Source organism: Streptomyces sp. NPDC031340, from assembly GCF_055569945.1.
The window spans coordinates 71771-80037 of record NZ_JBVIIE010000012.1; the positions used below are offsets into that span (position 1 = coordinate 71771).

Here is an 8267-nt window from a genome sequence, read left to right on the forward strand (position 1 = left end):
TCCGGGTGAGCACCGGAGCCGCCCCCGATCGGTCTGGTCGGGGACCGGAGACGGCTCCGGAGCCGTTGGGGGGCCGGTGAGGGGGCCGGCCCCCGGGTCAGCGGTGGTCGCTGCCCTCCGACTGGGTGGCCGCGCGACCGGCCTCCAGACGGGCCACGGGGATGCGGAACGGCGAGCAGGAGACGTAGTCCAGACCCACCTCGTGGAAGAAGTGGACCGACTCCGGGTCACCGCCGTGCTCGCCGCACACGCCGAGCTTCAGGTCCGGGCGGGTCTCCCGGCCGGCCTTCGCGGCGGCCCGCACCAGGGAGCCGACGCCGTCCTTGTCGATCGTCTCGAACGGCGACACACCGAAGATGCCCTTCTCCAGGTAGGCCGTGAAGAACGAGGCCTCCACGTCGTCCCGGGAGAAGCCCCACACCGTCTGGGTGAGGTCGTTGGTGCCGAAGGAGAAGAACTCCGCGGCCTCGGCGATCTGGCCGGCGGTCAGCGCGGCGCGCGGCAGCTCGATCATCGTGCCGATCGCCAGCTTCAGCTCGGTGCCGGTGGCCTCCTGCACCTCGGCGATGACCTGGTCGGCCTCCTCGCGGACGATCTCCAGCTCCTGGACCGTGCCGACGAGCGGGATCATGATCTCCGCGCGCGGGTCGCCCTTGGCGTTCTTGCGCTCGGCCGCGGCCTCGGCGATGGCGCGGACCTGCATCGTGAACAGGCCCGGGATGACCAGGCCGAGGCGCACGCCGCGCAGGCCCAGCATCGGGTTCTGCTCGTGCAGCCGGTGCACCGCCTGGAGCAGGCGCAGGTCGTTCTCGTGCGGGTCCTTGCGGGCCTCGGCGAGGGCGACGCGCACCGACAGCTCGGTGATGTCGGGCAGGAACTCGTGCAGCGGCGGGTCGAGCAGGCGGATGGTGACGGGCAGGCCGTCCATCGCCTCGAACAGCTCGACGAAGTCCTGCTTCTGCAGCGGCAGCAGCTGCTTCAGCGACTCCTCGCGCTCGGCGTCCGTGTCGGCCAGGATCAGCCGCTCCACCAGCTCGCGCCGGTCGCCGAGGAACATGTGCTCGGTGCGGCACAGGCCGATGCCCTGGGCGCCGAACCGCCGCGCGCGCAGCGCGTCCTCGGCGTTGTCGGCGTTGGCGCGCACCCGCAGGCGGCGCTTGCGGTCGGCGAACGCCATGATCCGGTGCACGGCCTCGACCAGCTCGTCGGCGTCGTCGGCGCCCGCGTGCATGCGGCCCTCGAAGTACTCCACGACCGGCGACGGCACGACCGGGACCTCGCCGAGGTAGACCTTGCCGGTGGAGCCGTCGATGGAGATGAGGTCGCCCTCCTCCACCACGTGCCCGCCGGGCACCGTCATCCGGCGCCGCTTGGTGTCGACCTCGAGCTCCTCGGCGCCGCACACACAGGTCTTGCCCATGCCGCGGGCGACCACGGCCGCGTGGGAGGTCTTGCCGCCGCGGGAGGTCAGGATGCCCTCGGCCGCGATCATGCCGTCGAGGTCGTCGGGGTTGGTCTCGCGGCGGACCAGGATGACCTTCTCGCCCGAGCGCGACCACTTCACGGCGGTGTAGGAGTCGAACACCGCCTTGCCGACCGCGGCGCCCGGCGAGGCCGCGATGCCCCGGCCGACCTGCTCGGTCTTGGCGTGCTCGTCGAAGCGCGGGAACATCAGCTGCGCGAGCTGGGCGCCGTTGACGCGCTGCAGCGCCTCGGTCTCGTCGATCAGGCCCTGGTCGACGAGCTGGGTGGCGATGCGGAAGGCGGCGCCGGCGGTGCGCTTGCCGACGCGGGTCTGCAGCATCCACAGCTGGCCGCGCTCGATGGTGAACTCGATGTCGCAGAGATCCTTGTAATGGTTCTCCAGGGTCTCCATGATCTGCATGAGCTGGTCGTACGACTTCTTGTCGATCCGCTCCAGCTCCGCGAGCGGGACGGTGTTGCGGATGCCCGCTACCACGTCCTCGCCCTGCGCGTTCTGCAGGTAGTCGCCGTAGACGCCCTGGTGGCCGGAGGCGGGGTCGCGGGTGAAGGCGACGCCGGTGCCGGAGTCGGGGCCGAGGTTGCCGAAGACCATCGAGCAGACGTTGACCGCGGTGCCCAGGTCGTGCGGGATGCGCTCCTGACGGCGGTAGAGCTTGGCGCGGTCGCCGTTCCAGGAGTCGAAGACCGCCTTGATGGCGAGGTCCATCTGCTCGCGCGGGTCCTGCGGGAAGTCCCGGCCGGCCTCCTTCTTGACGATCTTCTTGAAGGTGGTGACCAGCTTCTTGAGGTCGGCGGCCTCCAGCTCGGTGTCGACCGTGACCTGCTTGGCCGCCTTGGCCTTGTCGAGCGCGTCCTCGAAGAGGTCGCCGTCGACGCCGAGGACGGTCTTGCCGAACATCTGGATCAGCCGCCGGTAGGAGTCCCAGGCGAACCGCTCGTCACCGGCCTGCTTGGCCAGGCCCTGGACCGACTTGTCGGACAGGCCGATGTTCAGGACGGTGTCCATCATGCCGGGCATGGAGAACTTCGCCCCGGAGCGGACCGACACGAGGAGGGGGTTGTCGGCCTGCCCCAGCTTCTTGCCCATCTTCTCCTCGAGGGCGGAGAGGTGCGCACTCACCTCGTCACGCAGTGCCGCCGGTTCCTCGCCGCTGTCGAGGTAGACCTTGCAGGCCTCGGTGGTGATGGTGAAGCCGGGCGGGACCGGGAGGCCGAGGTTCGTCATCTCGGCGAGGTTGGCGCCCTTGCCGCCGAGGAGGTCCTTGAGGTCCTTGTTGCCCTCGGTGAAGTCGTAAACGAACTTCACGCCCTCAACGCTGTTGGCCTGCGCGGCTACGTGGGGTTCTTTGTTTTCCGACACGGGTCTCGACTCCTCGAGGACGCGGTGGCTGCCCTGACGGCGAGGAACATACCCAGATCGAAGGCCCATGGGTACGTCCACTTGCGCGTCATGCGCCCGTAACCAGTCGGCTGCCAGCGGATCGAAAGTCAAAGCTTGGCAAGCGACAACGGGCGAGTGTTTTCACTTCTTGAACACATCAACCCCCGTAGAGGCTTCCTGGGCGCTCATCTGAGCGGCTTACGGCACGCCTGATTTCGATCGATGAACGATCAAGTGATGGCACTGAGTGCCACCCCTTGGAAAAGTGCAGTCGCGCAAGATCCGCTCATCTGAGCGGAACCCTTATCAAGGGTGGCGAGAATCACGCTCCCGCAGAGGGTCCGGTTTCACCATGCGGACGCGTCCTGGAACGGCGACTTGCGTGTCACACGGCCGCCGGCGAACACACCCGCACCAAACACGCTCACACATCCCGCCGAAGATCACACCCCGAGCGCCCGCAGGCGCTCCTCCACCGCCTCCGGCGCGTACAGGTGCTCCACCACCAGCGCCCCGGCCCCCACCAGCGCCGCCCGCTCGCCCAGCCGCGCGGTGACGACGTCCAGATGAGCGGTGGAACGCGGCAGTGCCCGCTGGTAGAGCAGTTCGCGCACGCCGGTCAGGAAGGGGGTTCCGGCCAGATCGCCGGCGATCATCAGCACCCCCGGGTTCAGCAGCGTCACCACGGTCGCCAGCACGTCCCCGACCCGCCGCCCGGCCTCCCGCGCGAAGCCCACCGCGTCCGGGTGCCCGGCCGCCAGCAGCTCGCGCACGTCCGAGCCGGACTCGGCCGGCACCCCGGCCTCCGTCAGCCGCCGCGCCACCGCCCAGCCGCTGGCGACAGCGGCGAGACAGCCGTAGGAACCGCAGCGGCACAGCGCCTCCGCGCCCACCCGGATGTGCCCGATGTCGCCGGCGCCCCCGTCGACGCCCCGGTAGACGGAGCCGCCGACGACGACGCCGGCGCCGATTCCGGTCGACACCTTGACCAGCACGAACGCCGAGCAGTCGGGGTATCCGGCGCGCTGTTCGCCGTACGCCATGAGGTTGGCGTCGTTGTCGACCAGGACCGGGACCGCCGGGGCGCCGGTGCGCTCGGTGAAGGCCCTGGCCAGGCGGCCGGTTATGTCGTAGCCGTCCCAGCCCGGCATCATCGGCGGCTGCACCACCCGGCCGGTCTCGCTGTCGACGGGCCCGGGCACCGCGAGCCCGATGCCGCAGACGTCCCCGGCGCGCCGCCCCGCCTTGGTCAGCAGCTCGGCGAACCAGCCGCCGAGCTCGCCCAGCACGGCGTCCGGGCCGTCCTCGACGGACTGCGCGCCCGCCTGCTCGGCGAGGATCTCGCCGGTCAGCGACAGGACGGCGGCGCGGGCGTGGCGGGTGTCGAGGTCGGCGGCGAGGACGACGGCGTGCTCGTCGTCGAACTCCAGGGTGATGGAGGGGCGGCCGCCCAGCGGCGAGTCGACCGGGCCGCCGGCCCCCTCGCGCAGCCAGCCCGCGCGGAACAGGCGGTCCAGGCGCTGGCCGACGGTGGCCCGGGACAGCCCGGTGGCCTGCTGGAGCGCGCCGCGCGTGGTGGCCCGCCCGCTGCGCACCAGTTCGAGCAGATCACCGGCGCGAGCCTGTCCTCCCTGCCCTCGTCCCTTCATGCGCACCCCCTTGTGCTTTTCAAGCCTGCATTACATATTGAGTTTTGCGTGTTAAATAGACGTAACCCTACGGTACCCACGACCGAACCGGTCGGCCGCACGTCTTTCGGGGAGCCCCGAGTGGATCGCACCGCCCAACTCACCGCCCGCGTCACCGAGCGAGCCTTCGCATACGATCCGCCCCCGACGGCAACCCCGACCGCCCCGACGGCAACCCCGACGGCAACCCCGACAGCAGCCCTGAGGACAACGTCCACCGCAGCCCCGGCGGACTCACCGGCCGCGGACCCGCTGCACCGCGCGGCGGCGCGCGTGCTGGAGGACAACTGGAGGGGCAGCTCGACGGTGCCCTCCCGCGGCCTGTACCCGCACCAGTGGTCGTGGGACTCCGCGTTCATCGCCATCGGCCTGAGGCACCTGTCGCCGTTACGGGCCCAGACGGAGCTGGAGACGCTGCTGGACGCCCAGTGGGGCGACGGACGCGTCCCGCACATCGTCTTCAACCCCTCCGTCCCGCTCGACGCGTACTTCCCGAGCCCCGACTTCTGGCGCTCCTCGACCGCGGGGCGCGCTGCGGGCGCCCCGCGCACCGTACAGACCTCCGGCATCGTGCAGCCACCGGTGCACGCGCTGGCGGCCTGGCTGGTGCACCGCGCCGATCCTGGCCTGTCCCGGGCCCGCGGGTTCTTGACCCGGGTGTACCCGCGGCTGGCCGCCTGGCACCGCTATCTGATGCACCGGCGGGACCTGGGCGGGGGCGGGCTGGCGTCCGTCGTGCACCCCTGGGAGCAGGGGATGGACAACAGCCCCTGCTGGGACGCGCCGCTGAGCCGGGTCACCCCCGCCCCGGCCCGCTCCTTCCGGCGCGCCGACCTCGCCCACGGCTCGCCCGAGGACCGGCCGACGGACCTGGACTACGGACGCTACGTGCGGCTGGCGGCCGACTACCGGGACCGGGGCTACGCCGACCGGCCGGCCACGCGAGCCGTACGCCCGGGCGGTGGCGCGGGGGCGGGCTTCGCCGTCGAGGACCCCTGCTTCAACGCCCTGCTGATCGCCTCCGAGCACGCGCTGGCCCGGATCGCCCGCGAACTGGGGGCCACCGGCACGGCCCGGCACGCGCGCGCGCAGCGGCTGACGTCGGTCCTCGTGGACCGGCTGTGGGACCCGGCGGAGGGCATGTTCTTCTGCCGGGACGTGGTGAGCGGCGAACGGATCCCCGAGCGGAGCGTGTCCGGCCTGATCCCGCTGCTGCTGCCCACCCTGCCCCGCGAGGTCGCCGCCGCCCTGGTGCGCACGGCCCGCGGCGAGCACTTCGGGCTCGGCACCGCCACCCGCCTGGTCCCCAGCTACGACCTGCTCGGCGAGGCGTTCGACCCGCACCGCTACTGGCGGGGGCCGGCCTGGTTCAACACCGGCTGGCTGCTGGAGCGCGGGCTGCGCACGCACGGCGAGCGGGAGCTCGCCGACGCGCTGCGCGAGGCGGTGCTCGGCCTGGCCGGCGCCACCGGCTTCGCAGAGTACGTCGACCCGTACACCGGCGAGGCGTGCGGGGCGAGCGGCTTCAGCTGGACCGCCGCCCTCGCGCTGGATCTGCTCCACTCGCGCCCCGGACACGCCGTGTCCGCCACGGGCGCGCGCACGTTCGGGATGAGTGACGAGGGAGTAAGGGGAGGCGACCGGGGATGACGGACCGGCACCATCTGCTCGTGCACGGCGCGACCTTCGCGGCCGTGGGCGACGGCGGGGACATCAGCGGTGTCGTCCGGGGGGCCGGCTCCCCGGACGGGTTGTTCGTGCGCGACGCCCGGCACCTCAGCCGTTGGCAGCTGACGGTCGACGGCGCGGTGCCGGAGGCGCTGACGCCGGTCGCCGACGGGGACACGGCGCGCTGCGTCCTCGTCCCGCGCGGCGGCCGCCAGGAGCCGCCCGCGTGCACGGTCTTCCGGGAGCAGGCCGTCGGCGACGGCGCGTTCGTCGAGTCGGTGCGGGTGACCAGCAACCGCCCGGTGGCGACGACCGTCCGCCTCGCGGTCACCGCGGACGCCGACTTCACCGACCAGTTCGAGCTGCGCTCGGACCACCGCACCTACGCCAAGACCGGCGTGGTGCGCTCCCGCCGGATCCTCGACGACGGGGTGGAGTTCGGCTACCGGCGCGGCGAGTGGTGCTCCGGTACGACCGTGACGGCCGAGCCCGCCCCGGACGGCGTGGAGGAGACGGGCACCGGCGCCCGCCGCCTGGTGTGGACGCTGGAGCTCCCGCCGCACGGCACGGTGGAGCTGGCGCTGCGGGTGACGGCTCGTCCGCACGGGGCGACGGGCGAGCCGTGGGTGCCCGCCTCCCCCGCCGCGGCCACCGAGCGGCTGCTGGAGCTGGAGGGCGAGTTCGTGGAGGGCGTCGCCTTCCCGACCGGCTGGCCGGAGCTGGCCGCGGCCTGCGCGCGGGGCCTGGCCGACCTGGCATCGCTGCAGGTCCCGGCGACCGGACCGGACGGCGAGGAACTGCGCGTCCCGGCGGCCGGCGCCCCCTGGTTCCTGACCCTGCTGGGCCGGGACGCCCTGCTCACCTCCCTCTTCGTCCTGCCGTACCGCCCGCGGCCGGCCGCCGCCACGCTGCTCGCGCTGGCCGCCGCCCAGGCCGGGGAGACCGGCGCGGGCTCGGTGGCCCAGCCCGGCAAGATCGTGCACGAGGTGCGCCACGGCGAGCTGGCGCACTTCGGGCAGGTGCCCTACGGGCGGTACTACGGCTCCGTGGACGCGACGCCGCTGTTCCTGGTGCTGCTGGGCGCGTACGTCGAGCAGACCGGCGACACGGCCCTGGCCCGCCGGCTGGAGCCGCACGCCCGCGCGGCGGTGGGCTGGATGCTCGACCACGGCGGGCTCACCTCGCGCGGCTACCTGGTCTACCGCGCCGACCGCAACGGCCTCGCCAACCAGAACTGGAAGGACTCCCCCGGCGCCATCTGCTCGGCCGACGGCACCCGCGCGACCGGCCCGGTGATGGCGGCGGGGGCCCAGGGCTACGCCTACGACGCGCTGCGCCGCACCGCGCAGGTGGCGCGGACGGTGTGGGACGACGCGGTCTACGCGGCCCTGCTGGAGCAGGCGGCGGCCGATCTGCGCGACCGCTTCCAGCGGGACTTCTGGATGCGGGAGCACTCCTTCCCCGCCCTGGCCCTGGACGGCGAGGGCCGCCAGGTGGACGCGCTGGCCTCGGACGCCGGGCACCTGCTGTGGTCGGGCCTGCTGGACAAGGAGTACGGCGAGCAGGTGGGCCGGCGGCTGCTGGAGCCGGACTTCTTCTCCGGCTGGGGGGTGCGCACGCTGGCGGCGGGGCAGCCGGCGTACCACCCGCTGTCGTACCACCGGGGTTCGGTGTGGCCGCACGACAACGCGCTGCTCACGCTGGGGCTGGCCCGCTACGGCCTGCACGACGAGGCCCGCACGGTGGCGCACGCCCTGGTGGACGCGGCGACGGCGACCGGCCACCGGCTCCCGGAGGTCCTCGCCGGATACGGACGGGACACCCACCCGGAACCGGTCCCGTACCCGCACGCCTGCGTACGCGAATCCCGGTCGGCCTCCGCCCCGCTCGCACTACTGACAGCGGTGGGCGGCGCGTAGGCGCTCCGCGCGGGACGAGGACGACGGCGACCGGCCACCCACAGCCCGTCACCCGGCACCGGCCGGGGGGGGGGGGGGGGGGGGGGGGGGGGGGCGACGCGCCATTCTCTAGTCTCACTTGCCTTC

4 protein-coding genes are annotated in these 8267 nt (G+C 72.9%); 2 read left to right on the forward strand and 2 right to left on the reverse strand.

The features are described 5' to 3' along the window. Nucleotides 1-97: 97 nt before the first annotated feature. Complete coding sequence (gene ppdK, locus ACZ5GT_RS11495; protein ID WP_469019200.1) at nucleotides 98-2845, reverse strand: pyruvate, phosphate dikinase; 2748 nt, start codon at nucleotides 2843-2845, stop codon at nucleotides 98-100. 464 nt (nucleotides 2846-3309) lie between these two features. After that, complete coding sequence (locus ACZ5GT_RS11500; RefSeq protein WP_469019204.1) at nucleotides 3310-4515, reverse strand: ROK family protein; 1206 nt, start codon at nucleotides 4513-4515, stop codon at nucleotides 3310-3312. Nucleotides 4516-4635: 120 nt separating this feature from the next. Between ACZ5GT_RS11500 and ACZ5GT_RS11505 the strand changes: the two genes are divergently transcribed. Together ACZ5GT_RS11505 and ACZ5GT_RS11510 are read left to right on the forward strand one after the other, a co-directional pair. Beyond that, complete coding sequence (locus tag ACZ5GT_RS11505) at nucleotides 4636-6204, forward strand: MGH1-like glycoside hydrolase domain-containing protein (RefSeq protein WP_469019207.1); 1569 nt, start codon at nucleotides 4636-4638, stop codon at nucleotides 6202-6204. Beyond that, nucleotides 6201-8141, forward strand: coding sequence for an amylo-alpha-1,6-glucosidase (locus tag ACZ5GT_RS11510; protein WP_469019210.1), 1941 nt, complete (start codon nucleotides 6201-6203; stop codon nucleotides 8139-8141). The genes ACZ5GT_RS11505 and ACZ5GT_RS11510 overlap by 4 nt, the downstream gene beginning before the upstream one ends. The last annotated feature ends 126 nt before the right edge of the window (nucleotides 8142-8267 follow it).